The sequence below is a fragment of the Hominimerdicola alba genome (assembly GCF_900112155.1).
Classification (GTDB): domain Bacteria; phylum Bacillota; class Clostridia; order Oscillospirales; family Ruminococcaceae; genus Hominimerdicola; species Hominimerdicola alba_D.
Genome location: NZ_FOKQ01000011.1, coordinates 1 through 20458, shown reverse-complemented (window position 1 = coordinate 20458; position 20458 = coordinate 1). Strand labels below are relative to the sequence as shown.

General features: G+C 47.3%; 21 protein-coding genes. 14 read left to right on the top strand and 7 right to left on the bottom strand.

The genetic code is table 11. The features are described from left to right. Positions 1 to 459: dockerin type I domain-containing protein (locus BM265_RS20380; RefSeq protein WP_207646965.1), on the top strand; the 459-nt coding region annotated here is incomplete at its 5' end. Between the two features lie 121 nt (positions 460 to 580). Here BM265_RS20380 and BM265_RS07740 read toward each other — a convergent pair. From BM265_RS07740 to BM265_RS07730, 3 genes are all read right to left on the bottom strand, one after another. Continuing rightward, positions 581 to 2350, bottom strand: a complete 1770-nt coding sequence (locus BM265_RS07740; RefSeq protein WP_074961007.1) for an ABC transporter ATP-binding protein — start codon at positions 2348 to 2350, stop codon at positions 581 to 583. Beyond that, positions 2350 to 4128: an ABC transporter ATP-binding protein gene (locus tag BM265_RS07735; RefSeq protein WP_074961006.1), complete on the bottom strand. Its 1779-nt coding sequence runs from the start codon at positions 4126 to 4128 to the stop codon at positions 2350 to 2352. The genes BM265_RS07740 and BM265_RS07735 overlap by 1 nt, the downstream gene beginning before the upstream one ends. Positions 4129 to 4346: 218 nt before the next feature. After that, entirely contained in the window at positions 4347 to 4664 is a 318-nt protein-coding gene (locus BM265_RS07730) for a SpoVG family protein (protein WP_431767988.1), read from the bottom strand. A gap of 151 nt (positions 4665 to 4815) precedes the next feature. Between BM265_RS07730 and murC the strand changes: the two genes are divergently transcribed. The 3 genes from murC to BM265_RS07715 are packed head-to-tail and all read left to right on the top strand — an operon-like array spanning position 4816 to position 7663. After that, positions 4816 to 6249, top strand: coding sequence for a UDP-N-acetylmuramate--L-alanine ligase (gene murC, locus BM265_RS07725; RefSeq protein ID WP_081358394.1), 1434 nt, complete (start codon positions 4816 to 4818; stop codon positions 6247 to 6249). Between the two features lie 25 nt (positions 6250 to 6274). Further along, complete coding sequence (lexA, locus tag BM265_RS07720; RefSeq protein ID WP_074961005.1) at positions 6275 to 6859, top strand: transcriptional repressor LexA; 585 nt, start codon at positions 6275 to 6277, stop codon at positions 6857 to 6859. A 36-nt stretch (positions 6860 to 6895) separates the two neighbouring features. Beyond that, the gene (locus BM265_RS07715) at positions 6896 to 7663 is read left to right on the top strand and encodes a zinc ribbon domain-containing protein (RefSeq protein ID WP_074961004.1); all 768 of its coding nucleotides are present in this window, start codon (positions 6896 to 6898) and stop codon (positions 7661 to 7663) included. A gap of 86 nt (positions 7664 to 7749) precedes the next feature. Here the strand turns inward: BM265_RS07715 and BM265_RS07710 are convergent, their stop codons facing one another. Together BM265_RS07710 and BM265_RS07705 are read right to left on the bottom strand one after the other, a co-directional pair. Next, positions 7750 to 9429 (bottom strand): glycosyl hydrolase, encoded by a 1680-nt coding sequence (locus tag BM265_RS07710; protein WP_074961003.1) that lies wholly within the window; start codon positions 9427 to 9429, stop codon positions 7750 to 7752. Between the two features lie 167 nt (positions 9430 to 9596). After that, positions 9597 to 10502: a glycosyltransferase gene (locus tag BM265_RS07705; protein WP_074961002.1), complete on the bottom strand. Its 906-nt coding sequence runs from the start codon at positions 10500 to 10502 to the stop codon at positions 9597 to 9599. A 466-nt stretch (positions 10503 to 10968) separates the two neighbouring features. Here BM265_RS07705 and BM265_RS07700 point away from each other — a divergent pair, with 466 nt between their 5' ends. The 10 genes from BM265_RS07700 to atpC all read left to right on the top strand — a co-directional run bounded on the left by BM265_RS07700 (position 10969) and on the right by atpC (position 18197). After that, positions 10969 to 11376 (top strand): hypothetical protein, encoded by a 408-nt coding sequence (locus BM265_RS07700; RefSeq protein ID WP_074961001.1) that lies wholly within the window; start codon positions 10969 to 10971, stop codon positions 11374 to 11376. A gap of 6 nt (positions 11377 to 11382) precedes the next feature. Then, entirely contained in the window at positions 11383 to 12108 is a 726-nt protein-coding gene (locus tag BM265_RS07695) for a F0F1 ATP synthase subunit A (protein ID WP_074961000.1), read from the top strand. After that, positions 12105 to 12374, top strand: coding sequence for a hypothetical protein (locus BM265_RS07690; RefSeq protein WP_074960999.1), 270 nt, complete (start codon positions 12105 to 12107; stop codon positions 12372 to 12374). Before BM265_RS07695 ends, BM265_RS07690 begins: the two co-directional genes overlap by 4 nt. A gap of 97 nt (positions 12375 to 12471) precedes the next feature. Next, positions 12472 to 12732: an ATP synthase F0 subunit C gene (gene atpE / locus BM265_RS07685; RefSeq protein WP_024857849.1), complete on the top strand. Its 261-nt coding sequence runs from the start codon at positions 12472 to 12474 to the stop codon at positions 12730 to 12732. 45 nt (positions 12733 to 12777) lie between these two features. Then, on the top strand, positions 12778 to 13293 hold the full coding sequence (gene atpF / locus BM265_RS07680) for a F0F1 ATP synthase subunit B (protein WP_074960998.1): 516 nt from the start codon (positions 12778 to 12780) through the stop codon (positions 13291 to 13293). Continuing rightward, positions 13293 to 13841, top strand: coding sequence for an ATP synthase F1 subunit delta (gene atpH / locus BM265_RS07675; protein ID WP_074960997.1), 549 nt, complete (start codon positions 13293 to 13295; stop codon positions 13839 to 13841). The genes atpF and atpH overlap by 1 nt, the downstream gene beginning before the upstream one ends. A gap of 42 nt (positions 13842 to 13883) precedes the next feature. Continuing rightward, a complete protein-coding gene (gene atpA, locus BM265_RS07670; RefSeq protein ID WP_074960996.1) occupies positions 13884 to 15398 on the top strand; it encodes a F0F1 ATP synthase subunit alpha in 1515 nt (504 codons plus the stop codon). A 12-nt stretch (positions 15399 to 15410) separates the two neighbouring features. After that, a complete protein-coding gene (gene atpG, locus BM265_RS07665) occupies positions 15411 to 16271 on the top strand; it encodes an ATP synthase F1 subunit gamma (protein WP_074960995.1) in 861 nt (286 codons plus the stop codon). Positions 16272 to 16370: 99 nt separating this feature from the next. After that, positions 16371 to 17777 carry a F0F1 ATP synthase subunit beta gene (gene atpD, locus BM265_RS07660; protein WP_074834477.1) on the top strand — a complete coding sequence of 469 codons (1407 nt, stop codon included), beginning with the start codon at positions 16371 to 16373 and terminating at the stop codon, positions 17775 to 17777. A 15-nt stretch (positions 17778 to 17792) separates the two neighbouring features. Further along, entirely contained in the window at positions 17793 to 18197 is a 405-nt protein-coding gene (gene atpC, locus BM265_RS07655; protein ID WP_074834476.1) for an ATP synthase F1 subunit epsilon, read from the top strand. Positions 18198 to 18270: 73 nt separating this feature from the next. Here atpC and BM265_RS07650 read toward each other — a convergent pair whose 3' ends face one another. Together BM265_RS07650 and BM265_RS07645 are read right to left on the bottom strand one after the other, a co-directional pair. Further along, positions 18271 to 18996 (bottom strand): hypothetical protein, encoded by a 726-nt coding sequence (locus tag BM265_RS07650; RefSeq protein ID WP_074960994.1) that lies wholly within the window; start codon positions 18994 to 18996, stop codon positions 18271 to 18273. A 45-nt stretch (positions 18997 to 19041) separates the two neighbouring features. Continuing rightward, a partial coding sequence (locus tag BM265_RS07645) for an NAD(P)(+) transhydrogenase (Re/Si-specific) subunit beta (RefSeq protein WP_207646964.1) occupies positions 19042 to 20458 on the bottom strand: 1417 nt, incomplete at its 5' end.

The following is a 20458-nucleotide window of genomic DNA, read 5'->3' as shown; positions in this document are numbered from 1 at the left end:
TCATACGTTTTTGAAAGCTGTGCCCAGCTCAAAACGATAATGATCGAGGACGGCTGCACAGCCAAGATAGACGGATATGCTTTCGAGAAATGCTCAAAGCTTGAAAAAGTCCAGATACCGAAAGAAGTTGAAGATATAAGCATTTCTATACTTTATGAAAGCCCTAAGGCAGTTATATGGTGCTACAACAATTCGTATGCTCTCAATTACGCACTTGATAATAAATATGATTATCACATAATCGATGAGGGTGAATCGGAGTATCCCCGCGGCGATGTCAACGGCGACGGAGTAATCAACGTTACCGACATCACAAAGGTAGCTGCTCACGTAAAGGGCAAGAAGTTGCTCGATGCTGCTGCTCAGAAACGTGCTGATGTAAATAATGACGGCAAGATCAACGTTTCTGATATTTCCAAGATAGCTGCTCACGTAAAGGGCAAAAAGCTCCTGAGCTGATAAAATGCAGTTAATACAGTAAAATAGTATTTAAGGCACTTCTGTCGATATGACGGAAGTGCCTTTTTGTTATGAGTTATAAAAATACCTCCGCACCACATGGCACGGAGGCATTTTTATATTATGCAGACTGTGATGTGTAGAGGTCGTAGTAAGCACCGCGTTTTTCCATCAGTTCGTCGTGGGTGCCGCTTTCCAGAATACCCTTTTCGTCGATGTACATTATGCGGTCACAGTTGCGGATAGTTGATAACCTGTGGGCGATTATGAACGATGTTCTGCCTTTAAGCAGCTGTTCTATACCCTTTTGAAGAAGAGCTTCGGTCTTTGCATCGATGGAAGATGTCGCTTCGTCCAGCACCAGTATCTTTGGGTCACTGAGAAGAGTTCTTGCAAAGCTTATGAGCTGTTTCTCGCCGCCCGAAAGCTTGCTGCCGCGCTCGTTCACCTCAGTATCATAGCCCATATCCATTCGGCTGATAAACTCGTCTGCACAGACAGTTTTTGCTGCCGCACGGACTTCTTCGTTGGTGGCATCCTGCTTGCTGTAACGAATGTTATCCATTATAGTACCACTGAAAATAAAGCTGTCCTGAAGCATTATTCCCATCTTTGAGCGGAGGGATCTAAGCGTAACATCGGATATCGGCACACCGTCCACGGTTATCCTTCCCTGTTCGATATCATAAAAACGTGATATCAGGGATACTATGGTGGATTTGCCTGCGCCTGTAGGTCCTACCAACGCGACGCTCTCCCCTGCCTTTACATCGAAAGAAAGATGCTCAAGCACATTGATATCTTTCTCATAACCGAAAGTAACGTCCTCAAAGCTCACCTGACCTGTTATATCGCCAAGTTCCTCAGCACCCTCTTTGTCGGTTATGGTAACTGGCTCATCGAGAGTTTCAAATATACGCTCCAGATAAGCAACGTTGTTTATGAAGTTGTTCATGATATTTGAGATGTTCATTATCGGCTGCCAGAATCTTCCCGCATAACCTGTCATAGCTGCCAGCACACCAAGAGATACTGTTTCACGTGGGAGGACCAGAAGTCCCACGATGAAAAGTGATGCCCTTATCAGCGTTGAGATATTATCCGTAGCAGGCCAAACAAGGTTCGAGTACTTTACCGCCCTCATCCAGGACTTGCGGTACTTTTCATTCAGATGATCGTATATCTCGGCGTTCTCCTCTTCGCGGGTAAATACCTGAGTTATCCTGGCGCCGACGATATTTTCCTGCAGATAAGCATTCATGTTGGAGGACTTGTTTGAAACATCCTGCCAAGCGATACGCTGCTGCTTTTTGATAGCGAACATTACCATTATAAACAAAGGCAGACCCGACATCGCCACAATGGTCAGCTTGGGGCTGACTATCACCATGAACACCAGTATGAACAGCATATTCAGTATCTCCATGACGAAGTTGATTATGCCGTTTGAAAGCATATCCGATACAGAGTTAACGTAGTTTATAACACGTATCAGTATCTTGCCGTGGGGACGGTCATCGTAGTAGGTGAAAGGCAGTTTCTGCAAATGTGCGAATAAGTCCTCGCGTATATCGAAGATTATATCCTGACCCACAACAGTCATTATACGTCCGCGGATATTGCCAAGCACCGTGCCCAGTACGCTGAATCCCAGCAGTGCAAGTCCCAGAAGAATGAGTTCTTTTACATTCTTGTTTGGTATAGTAACGTCCAGCGCACGCTGAGTTATCAGCGGTCCCACAAGCCCGCATACTGCCGCCGCCATGCTTATCAGCAGCGAAAGTATCATTTTGCCCTTATACTTTTTTATGTAAACGTATGACCTTTTTAAATGGGCGAAGTCAAATGGCTTTTCAAGCTGTTCGTCCACATCGTATTTGTTTCTTGCCATTATACCGTCACCCCGCTTTCTACTGCGCAGTTTATGCCGCTCTGGAGTTCGTATATCTGCCTGTAATAGCCCTCACGGGAAATAAGTTCCTCGTGGGTACCCATATCGGATATCTTACCATCTTCAAGAATGATTATCTTATCAGCATTTTTCGAGGAAGATATCCTCTGGGCTATGATTATCTTGGTACATTCAAAATCCAGTCCGCCGCTGAGGCTCTGCTGAATGAAATGCTCGGTCTCCATATCCACCGCCGAGGTGGTATCATCAAGTATCAGCACAGCGGGTCTTACGGCTATCGCCCTTGCAAGCGATATACGCTGTTTCTGTCCGCCCGAAAGACCAACACCGCGCTCGCCAACGATAGTTTCATACTTATCGGGCAGTTTCTCGATGAAATCACTCGCCGCCGAAAGCTCGGCACAGCGCCTTACATACTCTTCTTCCATATCGCTGTCGCCATAGGCTATGTTTGAATCTATGGTATCCGAATACAGCAGAACGTCCTGCGTTGCTATGCCTATACTGCTTCTCAGGGTGTGCAGCTTGTGCATACGTACATTTCTGCCGTCCACAAGCACCTCTCCCCTGTCGCAGTCGAAAAATCTTGGTATAAGGTTAACAAGGGTGGTCTTGCCGCTGCCTGTTTCACCCATTATTACAACAGTCTCACCTGCGTTGATCTTGAAGCTGACGTTATCCAGTATCTTCTTCTCGCCGATGGAGAAAGTAACGTTCTTGAACTCGATATCGCCGCGGAGTTTTTCCTTGTTTTCGTGAGCGTCTTCCCTGTCAACTATGCGGGGTGCTTCATAGTATATCTCTATTACCTTGCCCGCCGATGCCATAAAGCGATGGAAATCGTTGACATAAGTGCCCATATTCCTCATGGGGTTGCCAACAGCCCAGAGAAGTCCCGATATAGCCACATACTGTCCCATGGTAAGATGCTGTTTTATCATGAAATATCCGCCGCATATCAGCAGTATAACAGAAAGTGCACCCGCCGCGATATCAATAAAGGGGTGATATTTCAGCCATACCATAGCCGCCTTGATGTTCGATTCGCGGTATTCCTCGTCCTTTTGACGGAACTTTTCTATCTCGTAGTCTTCTTTTGCAAAAGCTTTGACCACGCGGTTGCCCGAGATATTTTCCTGTGCCGCAGTGTTCAGCGCTGAGGAAGTTTCCCTCACCTTGCGGTAAGCAGGTCCCGCATGGCGGGAGAACAGCCTCGTCACAAAGAATATAACAGGTGTCATGGTCATTATGCAGAGTGCCGTACGGTAATCGATAGTAAAGAAATAAACCATCGAAGCCACAAACAGCGCGAGATTCGCCACGGTATTGCTTATTACCCAGGATACCATGTGCCTTACCATGTCAAGATCGCCTGTCAGTCTTGTCATGAGATCGCCTGTGCGGTAGCGGTCGTAGAAATCCATATCCTGATTTTCTATCTTGCGGAAAAGGTGTGTGCGTATCCTGTATATCATCGCCTGCGAAGCCTTTTCATAGTACATATTGCAGGTATAGGTAAGGCTTGTCCTCAGTAGCGTCACACCTATCATGCCCGCTATCAGCCACAGCAGAAGATTCCTGTGATCCCGCAGATTTTCTGCGGCTTGTTTGTTAGATACAAAAGTATCGATTATCTTTGACTGGAAATACTGCGCAGCCACAAACATTCCGTTACAGACTACCGAAAGCACCAGCGCACAGATATACACCGCACGGCTGCCTTTCAGGTTCGCCCAAAGCCACCTGAGCTGAAACATATTCTTCCTCCCTTGATATGTCTGTCTTCTTACTTACTCTCTTTTTTGAAATATTATTCATTATAACACACAGCACACGGATTTGAATAGTTTATACTATACTTTTCTTAACATATCCTATAATAAGACTTTTTGAAAACGTTTTCGCAGCGATATCATCTGTCCGTTAATCGCCTGTTTTATGAATAACAAACACATCGCTCGGTTTACGCTTTCTATCAGTAAACATTTGGTATTCCCCTGCGGATACATTCCTCTTCAAACGCCCGAAGTACCCTGTTTTCTATAGCTGTCCGCGCTTCGGCGGTTATTGGGTGAACTATATCGCGGTATATCCCGTTTTCATCCCGCCTGCTGGGCATCGCCGCGAAAAGCCTGTTCTCACCCTGCACCACTTTAATATCGTGTACTGCCAGAATATCATCAAATGTTACACTGACTATACCCCTCAGCCGACCGATGTTTGTTATCTTTCTTATTTTTATACCCGTTATCTCCATATTGTCAGATACCCTCACTTTAATTGCGGAAATCATACGAAAATCGCTCCGATTTTATGGCCGCATTTGTTATTTGAGAATATGTTTACCACATCGCAAATAAATATTCTTAAAATGTCAATATTTTTTTTGAAAAGTGTAGTATAATATAATAGAATAAATGTTTTCATACAGGGAGGAACTTTACATGAGTTCGGTACTGACAGAAGAAGCACTCAGTAAGATAAAGCGAGTTCATTTTATCGGCATCGGCGGTTCGGGAATGTATCCGCTGGCGCAGATATTCCATACAAAAGGATACGAGATCACAGGCTCGGACAATAACGAAACAGAAACACTTGAAGCTGTACGCAAGCTCGGTATAAAAGTTTTTCTCGGACAGAGAGCCGAAAATATCGAGGGCGCTGAGCTTATAATATACACCGCGGCGATAATGGCAGATAACCCTGAGCTCATCGCGGCAAAGGCAAGCAATGCCATCGTATGCGAGAGAGCGGATATACTCGGCGTTATAACCGGCTGGTACGATAACGCGCTCTGCGTATGCGGCACACATGGCAAAACCACTACATCTTCGATGCTGACACAGATATTCGTCGATGCAGGCGAGGACATCAGCTGTGTTATCGGCGGCAAGCTGCCCAGCATTGGCGGTTCGGGCAGAGCGGGCAGATCAAAGGATATGGTATGTGAAGCCTGCGAGTATCAGGATCATTTCCTGAAGCTCCACCCTGACTGTGCAATAATACTCAACGTTGATGCAGACCATCTGGAGTATTTCAAGAATATAGAAAATATAATCAAAAGCTTCCACACATTTGCGGAAATGGCTACCAAGGCTGTTATCTACAACGGCGACGATGCCAATACAAGAAAATCACTTGAAGGCATATCGAACAAGGAGCTTATAAGCTTCGGCTGGGATAAGGCTAATGATTATTCCGCCGAGATAATCAGCAAAAAGGGTCTGGTGACCAAGTTCACCGTATTCTATAAGGGAGAAGTCCTCGGTGAGGCTGAGATAAATGTCCCCGGCGACCACAATGTGCTCAACGCACTTGCTGCTATGGCTGCCGCAAGATATTCGGGACTTTCCTTTGAAGCTGCTGCCAAGGGTCTTGCAAGCTTCCACGGCGCTATAAGACGCTTCCAGCTGATAGACAAGGTGAAGGGGCTTACCATAGTCGATGACTATGCACATCATCCCAAGGAGATAGAAGTTACTCTCCGCGCGGCTAAGGGTCTTGATTTCAAGAGAGTCTGGGCAGTTTTCCAGCCTTTCACCTATTCCCGCACAGAGATACTGATGGACGATTTCGCAAGGGCGCTGGAGATAGCTGATATATCCGTTATAACAGATATCATGGGCAGCCGCGAAAAGAACGAGCATGGCATCTACACCGAAATGCTTGGTGCAAAGACGGGAAACGCCGTCTGGTTCGATACGCCCCACGAGATCGTTGACAAGCAGACTGCCGAGCAGAAAGAAAAGAACTTCGACGAATGTATCGACTATATAATAAATAATGCCGAAGACGGAGATATCCTTATAACCTTCGGCTGCGGAGATGTTTACAAACTAGCGAAGAAACTGGCGAAGAAACTCAGAGAGAACGACTGACACAGCTGCCGCAAAGGAGGAGCGTATGAAAGTCACCGATAACGAGCGCAAGGTATTTGAATTTATTAAAGAGAGAGTCGAGGAAGGATATCCCCCTACAGTCAGGGAGATATGCGCCCATTTCGGCTTCAAATCCACGTCCACCGCACACAGGTATATCAAAACACTGACCGCAAAAGGTTTCCTTGAAAAAAGCGACAACCAGAACCGTGCGATAAAGCTGGTGGGTGGCGGCGGTATGCTGATACCTCTTGTAGGTACGGTAACAGCAGGTACTCCCATAACAGCCATAGAATATGTGAGTGAATATATAAGCTTTCAGCCTGCAAGACATTATGGAAATCCGCTGTTTGCCCTGAAAGTCCGCGGTGAATCCATGATAAACGCTGCTATACTCGACGGTGATACAGTCGTAGTTGAACAGACTTCATTCGCCGAGAACGGACAGATTGTTGTTGCACTGGTAGAAGGCAGCGACGCAACAGTTAAGACTTTCTACAAAGAAGAAGGTCATTTCAGACTTCAGCCCGAAAATGATACGATGGATCCCATAATACTTGATAACGTTGAGATCCTCGGACGGGTCGTAGGGGTAATAAGATATATCTGATCCCCGAGCAAAGTTTGAAAGGAAAGGGAAGTTTCAATGAACATAACTTGCAGATTCTGCGGTGCGAGCGTTGACAGCTCTGCCAAAATATGCCCGGGCTGCGGAAAGGTCATCCCGGCTTATAACGGTGCTGAGCTGGGAAAAAGAAATCAATTTTCAACTGACAGGGAGCGTGACGGGCTCACCGCATCAAGGCTGGTGACTCAGACACCTTATGCAGCCACGAGATCTGGCAGACAGATGGAAAAGCTTGATGAGAATTACGGCACGCCGAAAGCCCGCAAAGAACATCATCCCGATAACTACGATCCCAGAAAAGATACTAAGACCAATCCATATTCAACGGGAACGGGCAGCGGCAAGCAGGCAAACAGGAGCGTATTCAGCAACGGTTTAGCCAATGTAATAAAGTTCATCATAATAATAATCGTCGGTATGTTCCTGTATGCGGTGGGAAAAGTATTTATAGTATCCCACACCAATTACGACTTCAACCTGAACGAAAACATCCAGCTCGAAAGCAGCAGCTACGGTGAAGCTTTTGACAGCTATTTTGAAGAGTGTCACTGGTGGTTCGATTTCAGCGTAAACAAGGTGACGTTCAGGGGCATCGACAAAGACGGCGTTGAATACAAAATGGTCTTCGGAAGAGCTCCCGATGGTCAGACTGCCGTCAAGGAACTGAAGATCGACGGAAAGAAGATCACCATCGAAGATACGGATATCATGAGCACTTACATACTTGGTATGTTCATGACCCCGAAAGAAATCAAGCACGCTTCAGCTCTGGGCAAGGGTCTGTAAGCGGACATCTGCTCCAAAAGAAACTATCCCATATTCCCAAACAACAGCAACGACCGCGGAGCGCTCCGCGGTCTTTTTTTCAGCCCTTATTTAGCAGCTAGGTATGCTTCAAGGTCGATTGGCCAGCTTTTGAGGTCGGGGAGTTCTTCAAGAGTAAGTACTCTGTCGCTTGAGTAGATCTTGTCCCACATATCAAAAGTTGTGTACTGGTCGGAAAGCTGTTTGTTCTTTATGGCAAACTCACCGTTCCATGTACCGAAATATGCCCATCTGGTGCCCTCGTTGAAAGCGGCATCGGGATCAAACATCGAACCGTTCTCGGTCTCGGCTATTATCTTGCTGCCTGTGGGTGAACACTCTTTCAGGAAATCATAGTAGTACTTCTGTGAAGAGCTGTCCTGTTCCGCAGGATAGCAGTCGTAGCCTACGATATCAACATACTCGTCACCGGGGTACCAGCTCTGGTTCTGGGCATTCCATACCCATATGAGATTATCCAGATGATACTCGTTCACGAATTTGTCGTACATCAGCTTGTAGAGCTCCAGATAAGGGTCCTTGCCCGATGCGCCCCACCAGAACCATGCATTGTTGGGATATTTCGGGTCGCCTGCGGCTTCGTGGAGCGGTCTCCACAGTATGGGGATATCGGCTTCTGCCAGAGGTTTCAGCTGTTCAGCCATGTTGTCAAGCTCAGCAACTATGGCATCATATCCCTCTTTGTCATCGCCGCTCATAGCCTTGCCCAAGTCAAAATTCGTGCTGTCGGTGTAGAATCCTCTCCACCAGGGCTGACCGTTCACTTCAAGATATTGCGCGGGAGCGTGCCAGTGCCAGCAAAGTGTCACTATTCCGTTGTGATTGTTGTACCAGTCCATCACCTGTATCGGTATCATATCTCCGCCGCCTGCCTGATGATCTATCTTGGTGGATATACCGAGATTCATCACATCAAGCCCGAGAATCGCGGGAGTTTTGCCTGTACGCTTGTTTATCTCGATAAACTCACGGGATTCGTAACCCAGATTATCCCCCGAATACTGTCCCGATATGGTGTACTTGCCGTATACCGCCCGCAGGAAGCTGTAAAGACGCTTTGCGTTGTCGCTTGCATTGGGATTGCACAGTGTGTCCGTTACTTCATACTGCGCGATATCCACAGGTGCGGCGGGAACTATCTTCAGTGTATCAACATAGATGCGCCCTGTCTCTGCACGAACGCCAATGGTGTGTGTACCGCCCTCAAGAAGTACGTTTTCGGCAGTGACATCTGTAAATTTCGGGTCGCTTGATGCGAATTTTTTGACCGCATTTCCGTCCAACGTGATAAGGTTTTCCGAATTCACATTGTCAGTAGCAAGGCGCAGTATCACGTTGTAGCTTCCCTTTGACGGAAGCTCTATATCGAATGTGACCTCGTCGCCCTTATCGTACACAGCAACATAGCCGTCACCCGAAAACTCCCCTGCAAAAGCCTTGTCCATAAGCATCGCCTCATTCAGCAGAGTACCCTTCTCTGCTTCAAGTTCAAGAGAGAAATCTTCGGAAACATCGTAAGCCGATGTAAAATCCGAAAGATCAAAGTCCCCAGTTGTTTCGTTTACAGCAGGCTTTTCCTCAGCAGTGCTGTCATCAGCAGATCTGCTTTCTGCGCTGTCCGATTCTTTCTTTCCCTTTTCTTCATTGGTGCTTTTTCCGCACCCGATCAATCCTGCGCTCATCGTAAGTGCAAGTGTGAGCGCCAGTATCCTTTTAATGTTTTTCATTTGTATACCCTCCGTTTATCCATATACCCTGTGTGTGCTGTTATCTGTTCGGTATCACCCCTTCCGTATATATGATCATATATGAAAAAATGGATAATAAAGGTAACGCTTTATGCGATGATATTTTAAAATACGTCCGCTTTGCGGACACCTTCATTATCCACTATTCATTTCTGATCACGCCCGAGAACTTCTGCTGTAGGCGGAGTTATCTTTGTATCTCGCAGGAATTTCCTGTAAAACCACCGTGTGAAGCGCATAGGCAGTATAAACAGTATCAGCTGTAAAAAACAGGGCGGGAAGAAATCCCTCAGACCTATATAACCCTCGGTGAACAGCTTCCACCTCACGGCGATAAATCCCTTTGTCAGCCGCCAGCTTCGTCTTATTTCGGGGGTGCTTTCACTGACCCTGTATCTCACCAGCACTTCGGGGATATTCTGTCCCACGGCACCGCCTGCCAGCATCCTTACGGCAAAATCGTAATCCTCGCAAAGCTTGAGATCGCTGTAACCTCCGACCTCCAGCGCCTTACTTTTTCGGAAAGCCACTGTCTGACGATTGAACGGATTGCGGCGCTTTGAGTAGCTGAGTATCTCCTTATGTTCCAGCGGAACTCTTTTAAGCGCAACGGTCTTGTCCGTAAGATCATCGAATTCCTCAACCAAACTCCCGACTATATCAAGTTCGGGCTTCACTGCAAACAGAAACATCTCTTTCATGCATCTGCCGCGCAGTGATACATCGTCACTGTCCATACGCACTATGTACTCATAGCGGCAGGCTTTTATGCCCTTATTTACCGCCTTGCCCGCACCCACGTTCTCATCTATGCGCACTATGCGGAATATATCTTTATACTCGTTCTGGAAAGATTTTACTATTACATCCAGCGCATTGGTCAGCTTGCCGTCGCATACCAGCACAAAATCCGATGGCGGATAGGACTGCTTTAACATGGATTCAAGGCTTTGGTTCAGGTTTTCGGGCAGCTCCTTCTCATAGACCGACATGAGCACACTGTATTTCGGCAGTTTGTAACCTGCCGCGAACATGGCATCACGATCTTCCATGACAAAGCCCCCTTTCCCGTTTTTTATGCTGCGCTGAATTTAAAAATCTGCTCATTCCCCTATTATATATAGTACAATTTTATCATATCCAGCAAAAATTGTCAAGATGCAATGATTTTTTTGTTGCATTTTGTTTTATTTGATATAAACAGTGTATGCTCAGCTGAGTTTTTCGGGATCCATATATTTGCATTATTTTTCAGAGAAGCAATGACTATTGGTCATAACGCTCATTGACATATCTTATGTTATGTGCTATCATAATGCAAATACATGGCCAATTGTCATGTTAAAAGATCTTACCTACCAAAATTTCAAAAAATTATACCCATTTCCCAAGAGTATTTTGTTAACAAATTGTAAAACTTAGCAGAGATACATCAAACCCCTTTAAAAAGAAAAGAAAAGATGATATAATTGATTTGTATGTGCGAGTGTATTTAAAACCGAAAGGCAGGGCTAATACATGGAAAACCGTGAAAAACCAAAGCTTTCTGGTGATAATACCTCGGTGACAAGACCTCTGCTTGTGATGATATACAAGTGGGGCGCGGTGCTGACAGTTATTGGATTTGCTGTCACGCTGTTCTGGGGATTCAGCTTTGCACAGCTGCTTGGATTCCTTCTGGGCTACGGATTTATGTGCGCTCAGTTTGAATACTTAGGACGAAGCTGTGAAAGCGCCGTAAAGCTGGACAGAAAGTCCGCTGTGCGCAAGATGCGCGTGTGCTACGCTGTAAGGGTAGCGGCACTGGTAATACTCAGCTGTACCGCCGCATATACAGGTATTGCAAACTTCACGGGGATACTGATACCTCAGCTTTTCCCGAAAATGATACTTACAGCCGATCAGTTTTTCGGCAGGAAAGGATAGCTTTTTATGAACGGATTGGGCGACGGTCCTAAGATAGTCTTTGAGATAGGACCTCTGATAATAACCGAAACGGTAGTCATGGGCTGGCTAATAATCGCTGTGGTGACACTGCTTTGTCTGTGGCTGACAAAAGACCTTAAAAAGAAGCCCGAAAGCAAACGACAGATAGTCGCGGAGATGTTCGTGAACTTCGTCAACGGCATGGTAAAGCAGTCGATGGGCGAAAAGATGATGTACTACGCCCCATACATAGGCGCTTTGCTGGTCTCAGCGGTGCTTGGCGCACTGATAAGCATGGTGGGTCTGAGGTCGATGACGGCGGACATAAACGTTACAGCTGCATGGGCGATACTCACATTTATTCTGATAACCTACACCAAGATAAAGACAAACGGCTTCGGCGGATACCTGAAGAGTTTCGGACAGCCTGTATTCTTCATATTCCCGCTGAACATCATAAGTGAGATCGCGACTCCCGCATCTATGGCATTCCGTCTTTTCGGTAACGTTGCAGGCGGCATGGTAATAACGGGACTTCTCTATTCCGCATTGGGTGCAGCTTCAACTGCGCTCCATGTTCACTTTGAATTCGGTGCATGGGCACTCAGCGTACTGCAGGTAGGTATACCCGCCGTGCTGAGTATCTATTTCGACCTGTTCTCAGGCTGTATCCAGGCTTATATATTCTCGACTCTGACAATGGTAAACGTTGCAGCAGCGGCTGAGGAATGATAAACGAAGAACATCTTGCTAAACTGTCAGCGCCGATAAAACGCATTGTTGATGAAGAACTGGCAGCGGGTAATGTTATAAAGGAAACATATATCGGCAGATCAGACGGGCGGATATTCGTGTTCCTGAAATTCAGGTTCACAGCAAAGTATGAGTACGATGCAGAATATCTGATTATTGATGACCGTCATTACTGGTATGCCGAGTACAGCGACAGCTTATGCACAGTAGCCTGCGGATTTGATGAGCTCAAAGCCGGAAGCTGACCGCAGATGAATACTCGTTCCGGCGAGTTAAAAAATGTTAGATACGCAGTATAACTGCGAACAAATATAGGTAAACAAAACTTTGGAGGTTTTTATTATGTTAGGTGATAAGGCATTTGTATTAGGTTGTTCCGCACTGGGTGCAGGTCTTGCAATGATCGCAGGTATCGGACCCGGTATCGGTGAGGGATACGCTGTTGGTAAGACTATCGAATCCATCGCAAGACAGCCCGAAGCTCAGGGCGACTGCACAAGAACAATGTTCATCGGTGTCGCAATGGCAGAGTCAACAGGTATCTACGCTTTCGTTGTTGCGCTGATACTGATGTTCGGCAACCCCTTTATCGGCAAGCTGTAATATAGCTTATATGTACAGTGTTCTGATATAAGGGAGGTTTTGCATATGATACTGGCGAGAGGTGACGTTACCGATTTTCTGTCGGTAAATCTCACTACGATCATCGCTACATGGCTCAACCTGCTTATACTGTTCCTGGTAATGAAACATTTCCTGTTCAACAAAGTGAACAAGGTCATCGAGGACAGAAAGAACGAGGTCGCTGAGACCTATAAACAGGCGGACGAAGCCAAGGCAAGAGCCGAAAAGCTGGAGGAGGATTACGAGCAGCGCATAAGCGGTGCAAAGGAAGAATCCGCTAAGATAATCCAGGCGGCTACCCGCAAGGCTCAGCAGAGGAGCGATGAGATAATCGCTGATGCCAAGGTTGAAGCCAAGGGCATCACCGAGCAGGCAAGAAGCGAGATCGAACGCGAGAAGAAGATCGCGGTAAACAAGATAAAGGACGATATCACCGATATCGCTTTCCAGGCGGCACAGGCTGTTATTGAAAAAGACCTGAGCAGCGCCGATAACGAAAGACTGATCGGCGAATTCATTGATAACGTGGGTGAAAACTGATGGCTGAGACAGTAGGCAAGGTTTACAGCACAGCGCTGTTTGAGCTTTGTACCGAGCAGGATAAGCTGGAAAAAGTATTCAGCGATTACAGCGAGTTTCAGGAGCTCATGAAAGACAAGGAATGCGCCGAGTATCTGAGATTTCTGGCATCACCGCTGATATCGGGCAGAGAAAAAGCAGACAGCCTCAAGGCTGTTTTCGGAGATAAGATAGATGCTCTGCTGCTGGATTTTCTTTGCCTGACTGCCGAAAAGAACAGGGCAGACAGGCTTGGTGAGATATACGGCGAATTCAGGCAGATGTACAACGACAAGCTGGGTCTGCTGGAAGTTACTGCCGTTACCGCACAGCCGATGACAGCAGAACTCAAAAACCGCCTTACAGATAAGCTCAGCAAGACCACGGGCAGACGCATCGTGCTGACTGAGCAGATCGATAAGTCGATAATAGGCGGTATAGTGGTGCGCTACGGCAATACTGAGCTGGATTCCAGCGTAAAGACAAGACTGGAAAAGCTGAAAGCTCAGATAACGAACACTATCGCATAAATGCGAAGTTTCATTTAAACATACGGAAGGGAACGGAAAATTATGAATTTACGTCCTGATGAGATAACAGGTCTGATAAAATCACAGATAAAGAACTACCGTACCAAGCTGGTGCTTGACGATGTTGGCACTGTATGTACGGTGGGCGACGGCATTTCAAGGGTCAACGGACTTGAGAAGTGTATGTCGGGCGAGTTGCTGGAATTCGAGAACGGCACATACGGTATGGCGATGAACCTGGAGCAGGATTTTGTCGGCTGCGTTCTGCTGGGTACCGAGGAAGGCATCAGAGAAGGCTCGAACGTTAAGAGAACGGGCAGGATAGTATCCGTACCCGTTGGCGAAGCTATGCTGGGCAGAGTTGTAAATGCGCTGGGCGCACCTATCGACGGCAAGGGCGCTATACTCACAAACGAGACAAGACCCGTTGAAAGCCCCGCATTTGGCATAATCACAAGAAAATCAGTAAGCAGACCCCTCCAGACAGGTATCAAGGCTATAGACTCCATGATACCCGTGGGCAGAGGTCAGCGTGAACTTATAATCGGCGACAGACAGACAGGTAAGACCACCATCGCCCTTGATACTATCATCAACCAGAAGGGCAAGAACGTTATCTGTATCTATGTCGCTATCGGTCAGAAGATATCAACTGTTGCAAATATAGTTGATACACTGACAAAGAACGACGCTATGGATTATTCCATAGTAGTATCGGCTACTGCGTCTGAGATGGCGCCTTTGCAGTACATAGCTCCCTATGCGGGCGTTGCTATGGCTGAATACTTCATGTTACAGGGCAAAGATGTGCTCTGCATCTACGATGACCTTTCAAAGCACGCTGTTGCGTACAGAACAATGTCGCTGCTGCTGAAAAGACCTACAGGCCGTGAAGCTTACCCCGGCGATGTATTCTATCTGCACTCCCGTCTGCTTGAAAGAGCCTGCTGCCTGAACGAGGAGAACGGCGGCGGTTCAATAACCGCTCTGCCTATCATTGAAACTCAGGCAGGCGACGTTTCGGCATACATACCCACAAACGTAATATCCATCACAGATGGTCAGATCTTCCTGGAGACAGAGCTGTTCTTCTCGGGTGTAAGACCTGCCGTAAACCCCGGTATCTCGGTATCACGTGTAGGCGGTTCGGCTCAGATAAAAGCTATGAAGAAGGTATCAGGTCCTTTGAAGCTGCTGTATTCTCAGTACAGAGAACTTCAGAGCTTCTCACAGTTCGGTTCCGACCTCGACCAGGATACCAAGGACAGACTTGCACAGGGCGAGCGTATCGTGGAAGTTCTAAAGCAGTCCAAGAACTCCCCTGTTGATGTTGAAAAGCAGGTAGTTATAATCTACGCTGTTGTAAATAATTACCTCAAAACTATACCAGTTGAGGATATACGTGAGTACGAGAAGGATCTTTTCATGTTCCTCGATGAATCTCACCCCGATATACTCGCGTCCATACGTGATACAAAGGAACTCACCGCAGAGAACGAGAAGGCACTGAAAGAGGTGCTGAAAGCATTTGCGGAGAAGTTTATGCAGCAGAAGTAAGGAGAACGGCTTATGGCTAACATGAAGGACGTTAAGCGCCGTATAAAAAGCGTGGAAAGCACCATGCAGATAACCAAGGCTATGCAGCTGGTGGCGTCCTCGAAGATGAGGAAAGCCAAGGAGAGAGCCGAAGCGGTACACCCGTTCTTTGAGGGCGTTTTTCAGGTGATGGCGGATATATCCCGCGACCATGAGTTCACCTCGGTTTTCACCAAGAAAAAGTTCAAGAATTCGGTGTTGCTGATAGTCATAGCGGGCGACAGAGGACTTGCGGGCGGTTTCAACTCAAATGTGCTGAAACTAGCAAAACGCAAGGCTGATGAGATAGCTGAGAGCGGTGGAGAAGCCGTTATCATGGCGATAGGCAAAAAGGCTGTGGAGTATTTCGAGAAGCGTGAATACAAGCTGATCGAAGGTTTTCCGCAGATAGCCGAGGGCATAGAGCTGGTCGATGCTATGATGATAGCAAACAAGGTCATCGACAGATTCAAGATAGGCGATTTCGATGCAGTGGAGCTTGTATATACCACATTCGTATCGGTTATGACACAGGAACCTCAGCATCTGAGGATACTGCCTGTGGAAAATCTGGAATACCTTGGCAAAAAGCACCCCATGACCATATACGACCCATCTCCGGAGGCAGTGTTTGACAGCCTGATACCCGAATATATGGGCGGAATGCTGTATTCCGCCATAGTTGACAGCTTCGCTTCCGAGCAGGCGGCGAGAAGAACTGCTATGGAATCCGCCAGCGATAACGCAAGCGAGATGATAGAAAAGCTATCACTGCTGTACAACCGTGCAAGACAGGCACAGATCACTCAGGAGATAACCGAGATAAGCTCGGCAAGCCTTAATGACAATTCATAATTCATAATTCATAATTCATAATTATGTGTGCGGCATAGTTTGCGTAGCAGACAGGCAGTTGCTGTATGCAGACTATGAGTTCGGAAAGGAAGTCAGATAATGGAAAGCACTAACATAGGAAAGGTAGTGCAGATCGTCGGAGCGGTCGTTGACGTTCGCTTTGAAAAAGATCATATGCCTAACCTTCTGAATGCGCTTGAGATAGACAATAACGGCACCAAGCTAGTAGTCGAGGTCGCACAGCACATCGGCGATGATGTGGTAAGATGTATCGCCATGTCCTCAACTGACGGTCTGGTGAGAGGCGTTGATGCTGTGGATACGGGCAGAGCTATATCTGTACCCGTGGGCAGGGAAACTCTTTCGAGAATGTTCAATCTGCTGGGTGACCCCGTAGATAACCTCCCCGCACCAGAAACAGCTGAACGCTGGGAGATACACCGCGAGCCGCCCTCTTACGAGGAGCAGACTGCCGCTAACGAGATACTGGAAACAGGCATCAAGGTAATCGATCTTATCGCGCCTTACCTCAAGGGCGGTAAGATAGGTCTGTTCGGCGGTGCAGGTGTTGGTAAAACAGTTCTTATTCAGGAGCTTATAAACAACGTTGCCAATCAGCATGGCGGTATATCCGTATTTACAGGCGTTGGCGAGCGTACCCGTGAGGGTAACGACCTTTACTGGGAAATGAAAGAGTCGGGAGTTATCGACAAGACCGTTCTTGTGTACGGTCAGATGAACGAACCACCCGGAGCAAGAATGAGAGTTGGTCTTTCGGGACTGACTATGGCAGAGTATTTCCGTGATGTTGAAGGTCAGGACGTTCTGCTGTTCATCGATAACATATTCAGATTCACACAGGCAGGTTCTGAGGTTTCGGCGCTGCTGGGACGTATGCCCTCAGCCGTTGGATATCAGCCTACTCTTGCAACAGAGATGGGTGCTCTTCAGGAGAGAATTACCTCTACCAACAAGGGCTCAATAACCTCAGTACAGGCAGTTTACGTGCCTGCGGACGACCTTACAGACCCCGCACCTGCTACTACATTCGCACATCTGGATGCTACCACAGTTCTTTCGAGAAATATAGCATCACTGGGTATCTTCCCCGCAGTTGACCCGCTGGAGTCAACATCACGTATACTCACCCCTGAGATAGTTGGCAATGAGCACTATCAGGTGGCTAGACAGGTACAGTCGATACTCCAGAGATATGTTGAACTTCAGGATATCATCGCCATCATGGGTATGGATGAACTTTCCGATGAAGATAAACTGACCGTATCCCGTGCGAGAAAGATACAGCGTTTCCTGTCACAGCCTTTCTTCGTGGCTGAACAGTTCACAGGCTATCAGGGCAAGTATGTACCGCTGAAGGAAACCATCCGCGGATTCAAGGAGATAATCGAGGGCAAGCACGACGACCTGCCCGAGAGTGCATTCCTGTTCGTAGGCTCTATCGACGAAGCTGTGGAAAAGGCTAAGAAGTCGGCAGAAGAAAACTAACGAAAGGCGGAAACTATGGCAGTTTTCAAGTTAAGAGTACTGACCCCCGAGAAGATATTCTTTGAGGGCGATGCCGAACAGCTGGTGGCTAAGACCACCTCGGGCTATGTGGGCATACTGAAAGGTCATGCGCCTTATGTGGCAAGCATAGTGCCTTCAGAGCTGAAAATAAAAGCTGACGGAAATTTCCGCAGTGCTGCGATATCAGACGGCATAGTCAAAGTGTCGGAGGACAGCGCAGTAACGGTGCTTACATCGGCAGTGGAGTGGTCTGATGAGATAGACGTAGCCCGTGCCGAGCGTTCAAAGGCTAGGGCTGAAAAACAGCTCAAAGCCGAGTCAAGCCGCACCGAATTCGACCTTGCGGAAAGACAGCTAAAAAGAGCAGTCAACCGTATATCTGTGGCAAACAAGAAATAAAAAACAAAATCGGGAGCGCATCTGCGTTCCCGATTTTTTTCGATCATACACCCGCCTGATTTTATGGTGGGTGTTATTTATTTGTATCAAGAGCGATCATGGTGTGTTCGGTCTCATAAAGTCTGCCGAAGTAGCCATTTACGTCATTATGTGAGGTGAAGAATACCGATGCCGACCTTGCAGGTCTGCGGGTGGTATCATAGGAAAGTGCGTAGATAATGTCTTTGCGGTCGGTAAGACTTCTGTCAAAGATACATCTGCCGAACTTGATTATCTTTTCGGGCGCAATATTGAACTTTTCACACTTCCAGAGATAAAGATCTGCTATCCTGCCTAAAGCCACATCACCAACATGGTGCAAAAGTTCGTCAGAGTCATGCGGTTGACCGTCAAAACAAACGCAGTAATTCAGTGGATGTTCCAGCATCATCTTGATATCATTATCGCTGGGCTGTGAATCAAAAGTAAGTGTAGAAACGCCAGAGAACAGCAGTTCTTCCAGCATATAGGAATCCAGAGCTCCGCTCACGGTACGCACTCTGCCCGCTGTCAGCACAAGTCCCTCGGCATCTATCTGTCTGCAAGGCTTATCGTCAGCCCCGCCTATGGCAGAAATCCTGCCGTCAGTTATGGCGATATCAGCCTTATAGACCGAATCTGCACCGATAACAGCTGCGTTTCGTATTACGATATCAACATTGGCAGTATCAAATTTTTCACCCGATGCTGTCAGGTCTTTTTCTATTGAAACAGTCCTGCCTTTGCAAAGTGTCAGCGTATCATTAACGTGATACTTCATTTTATCACCTCAAAAAAAACGGGGACTTTGCAGCCCCCATTCGGTTTATTCCTCAAACTCACTAACCAGCTGAGCCACAGTATTCTTAGCATCGCCGTAGATCATAACGGTGTTGTCGTTGGTGAACAGGGGGTTCTCAACGCCTGAGAAGCCTGTACCCTTACCACGCTTGAGAACGAAAACAGTTCTAGCCTCGAATGCGTTGATGATGGGCATTCCGTAAAGAGGAGAGCTCTCGTCATTTATAGCAGAGGGGTTAACAACGTCATTTGCACCTATAACGATCGCAACGTCTGTGTTGGACATCTGGGGATTCATCTCGTCAGCGGTCTTCAGCTGCTCGTAAGGTACGTTTGCTTCAGCCAGAAGTACGTTCATGTGACCGGGCATACGTCCTGCAACAGGGTGGATAGCGAAGTTTACTTCTGCGCCATTGGCTTCCAGCTTGTCGCAGAGTTCCTTTACAGCGTGCTGTGCCTGAGCAACAGCCATGCCGTAACCGGGGATGAATACTACGCTGCTTGCTGCTTCGAGGATAAGGTATGCATCCTCAACAGACATGGACTTGGGTTCTTTCTGCTCGCCTGCAGCGCCCTTCTTGGTTGCGCCGAAACTGCTGAACAGCAGTGCGTACAGAGTTCTGTTCATAGCCTTGCACATGATGAGTGTCAGAATCAGACCTGATGTACCTACCAGACAGCCGGATACTACCAGCACGCTGTTGCTGATTGAAAGACCTGCAAATGCAGCTGCAAGTCCCGAGAAAGCGTTCAGCAGAGAGATGATAACGGGCATATCGCCGCCGCCGATGGCAACTACCATTGTGAAGCCCAGTATCAGGTAAGCAGCTGTTACGATGATGATACCGATGGTACCTACACTTGCATCAACTGCACCTGCGATGCTCAGAGCGTAGATTGCAACGCCTACAAGTCCCACAACAGCCAGAAGACCGTTTATAGCGTTCTTGGCAGGGATAGTCACGTTCTTCTTGAACATCTTGCCGCTCAGCTTGCCCCATGCAACTACCGAGCCTGTGAATGCGATTGCACCGATGGCTACTGTAAGACCAAGTGCGATAGCTGAGAATGTATTGATGTTTTCGTCTGTCATGTACTGTGTCAGTGCCACCAGTAAGCTTGAAAGACCGCCGAAGCCGTTGAACAGAGCAACCAGCTGAGGCATACCTGTCATTTCAACTTTCTTAGCCCAGATAGCACCGATGATGCTTCCGAGAGCTATTGCTGCAACTGCCCATATATAGGCGTTGCTCATGAGTCCGTTTGTTACTGTGTCTGTTACCTGCTTCTCGAAAAGCACGGTTACTACTGCGATGAGCATACCTACGGAAGACATCAGATTACCCTTACGTGCTGTGTCTGCCTTACCCAGAAGCTTGATGCCTCTTATAAACAGTACAGAGGATACCATATAGAGCACTGTCGTGCAGACGGTGCGGACA